This window comes from Variovorax sp. J22P240, assembly GCF_030316855.1.
Taxonomy (GTDB): Bacteria; Pseudomonadota; Gammaproteobacteria; order Burkholderiales; family Burkholderiaceae_C; genus Variovorax.
In genome coordinates, this window is the sequence record NZ_JASZYR010000037.1 from 1 (window position 1) to 2,757 (window position 2,757).

The 2,757-nt window shown below is 64.5% G+C and carries 3 protein-coding genes; all 3 read left to right on the plus strand.

All coding sequences use genetic code 11. From position 1 onward, the window contains the following. A partial coding sequence (locus QTI24_RS31405) for an autotransporter outer membrane beta-barrel domain-containing protein (RefSeq protein ID WP_286605850.1) occupies window positions 1-436 on the plus strand: 436 nt, incomplete at its 5' end. A gap of 92 nt (window positions 437-528) precedes the next feature. Next, window positions 529-957 (plus strand): hypothetical protein, encoded by a 429-nt coding sequence (locus QTI24_RS31410; protein ID WP_286605852.1) that lies wholly within the window; start codon window positions 529-531, stop codon window positions 955-957. 300 nt (window positions 958-1,257) lie between these two features. Continuing rightward, a partial coding sequence (locus QTI24_RS31415; protein WP_286605854.1) for an autotransporter-associated beta strand repeat-containing protein occupies window positions 1,258-2,757 on the plus strand: 1,500 nt, incomplete at its 3' end.

Sequence of the window (2,757 nt, forward strand, 5' to 3'; positions counted from 1 at the left end):
GCCTTTCGCTCTGGCCGAGGGCTGGACCATCGAGCCGCAGGCGCAGCTCGCCTACCAGCGCAGCAGCTTCGACGACGTGCTGATCAGCGGCGCGCGCGTGCAGCAGGACGCCGATGGCGGGTGGATCGGCCGATTGGGCCTGCGCGTCAAGGGCGACATCGCCACCCGTGCGGGGCGCCTGCAACCCTACGGCCGCTTGAACGTGTACCGCGCGGGTTCTGGCGCCGACGTCGCGACCTTCGTCGGTCCGGCGGCCAGCACGCGCATTGCCAGCGGGACCGGTTACACCTCGACCGAAGTCGCAGTCGGCATGACGTTGGCGCTGACGCCTGTTGTCACCCTCTACGGCGAAGCGGGGCAGCTTTTCAACGCGGGCGGCGACGTGAAAGTGAAGTCCTCGGTGCAGGGCTCGCTCGGCATGCGCGTGAGCTGGTAGGGGCCGGACAGCCCGCGGCTTTCGGTTCAAATAGGGCTTCAGCGGTCGCCCGATGCGGGGCGGCCTTCGAAGCCATCGCCTGACCGAACACCATGGAATTTCTTCGTCTCCGAACCATCGCCATTTCCGCACGCCTCGTCGTTCCGCTGCTGCTCGCGGTTGCCGTCTCGGGCGTGACCGCCCAGCAGGCCGCACCGCAGGACGCGAACCGCTTTCCCGCGGCCGCGGTGGGCTTCCTGGGCAGCGAGTTGCCGGCGATGGAAGTCGCCATCGCGGAGCGCGACAGGGATTACTTCGAGGACGCGATGGGCCGCATGCTCGACTTCTCCGACAAATGGGGGTTCAAGTCGCACGACAACCCCGCGCTGGCGCGCTTTCCGATGTGCACCGAGGCGGTGTCGGACTTTCTGGCAGTCGGGATGTGCCGCATCATGACCACCAGTTCCGCCTGCGAACCCGACATGGCGACACGCTTCAGCACGAACCTCCAGAAGTGCCGCGAATTGGCGGCACGGCTCTGAAGGATCGATTCGTCCTCAGCGTTTCATCCAGCTCCCTTGCGCAAATAGGCCGGTGACGGGGGCTGCACACGCCGCTCCAATGCAGTGCGTCGGCTTATGTCAACGTCGCGTGACAGTCGGCGGGAAATAGCCCTACCTCAGGAAATTTCGCCCCAAGGCACAGCGGATTTGCCCCGCTGAAAAGTACTTTTCGCACCAATTGAGTGACTTCTCTCCACATCTGTAAGAGTACCAAAGAATTACAGTGGTGAGTTTTCATTTCACGCTCGACGTGAGTTTTCAAAAGGGGAGAAGTACAACATGAATAGTGTTTTCAGCATCGTCTGGAATTCATCGAAACGCACGTGGACCGTCGCGTCCGAATTGGCCTCAAGCGCCGGCAAATCAGCCGTCCGGGTGCGACCCAACGCGGTGCAGGCCACCGTCGCGGCCGCCCTGTTGGGCCTTTCCGCCGTCGCCTCGGCCGCTTGCTCGACCAACGCCAATGTCATCACTTGCGATGCGAATGGCACGGAGACAGGCATTGCGGGTATTGGCGTCAATACCGCGCCCGGCACTTCCGTCATCGTCGAGCCCGGCGCGATCATCAGTTCAGGCGGCCTTCCGGGCATCAGCGTGGGCGACGATGCGACCATCCTGATCAAGGCCGGTGCCAAGGTCGAGAACAACGCCCTCGGCAACACCAACGGCTACTACGGCACCGGCACCAACACCATCGAGTTCCGTTCAGGCAATACGCTGACGATCGAGCAGGGTGCCAAGGTGCTTTCAAATGGCTCGGCGTTCGATGCGGAGGCGGTCAACCCGATGGGCTCGGGCAACCGTATCCTCAACGACGGCGAGATCCGTTCGCAGGCAGGGGACGCGGCCATCTTTTTCGAGGCGTCCACCGGCTCGAACACGGTCGTGAACGGCGCGACCGGCATCATCGAATACAAGAATGGCGCGGGCAACATCATGGCCGCGTCGGGCACGATGGCGGTGGACTTCACCAACAAGGGCCAACTGATCGGATCGCTCAATTTCGCCGATGGCGACGACACGCTCAGGATCTACGACGGCTCGTCGATCTCCGGAACGATCAATGGCGGTGGCGGCAAGAACCTGCTGACCTTGAACGGCACCGGCGCGGACACCTTCGACCATGCGATCTCGAGCTTCCAGACGCTGGTGAAGAACGACAGCGGCACCTGGACCTTCAACAACTCGTTGGCGGATACGGGCATCGCCAGCACGCAGGTGGCCGGCGGCACGCTGATCCTGGGCTCGGACGCCAGCGGCTACACCGGCAGCATGACGGTCGACCCGGCAGGCATCCTGCAGACGCGGGCCGGGTTCATGCCGCAGACGATCACCGACAACGGCGTGGTGCGTTTCGAACAGCCCGTCGACGAGGTCTACGCCGGGTTGCTCTCCGGCTCGGGTCGCATCGAGAAAACCGGAACGGGCAAGCTGACGCTCACGACCGACCAGGCGATCGCGGGCACCACCACGATCACCGACGGAGTGCTGCAGTTAGGCGACGGCGGCAGTGCCGGCGGTGTGGTGGGCGACATCGTGAACAACGCGACGCTGGTCGTGAACCGCTCGAACACGCTTGATCTGCCGGGCGCCATCAGTGGCTCCGGCGCGCTCCAGCAGGTGGGCAGCGGCACCACCGTTCTGTCGGGCGCCAACAGCTACAGCGGTGCGACCACCGTCACCGCGGGCACGCTGAAGGCCGGTGCCGCCAATGCCCTCAGCGCGTTGTCGGCGCACACCGTGGCCGCGGGCGCCACGCTCGACACGGCGGGCTTCAAC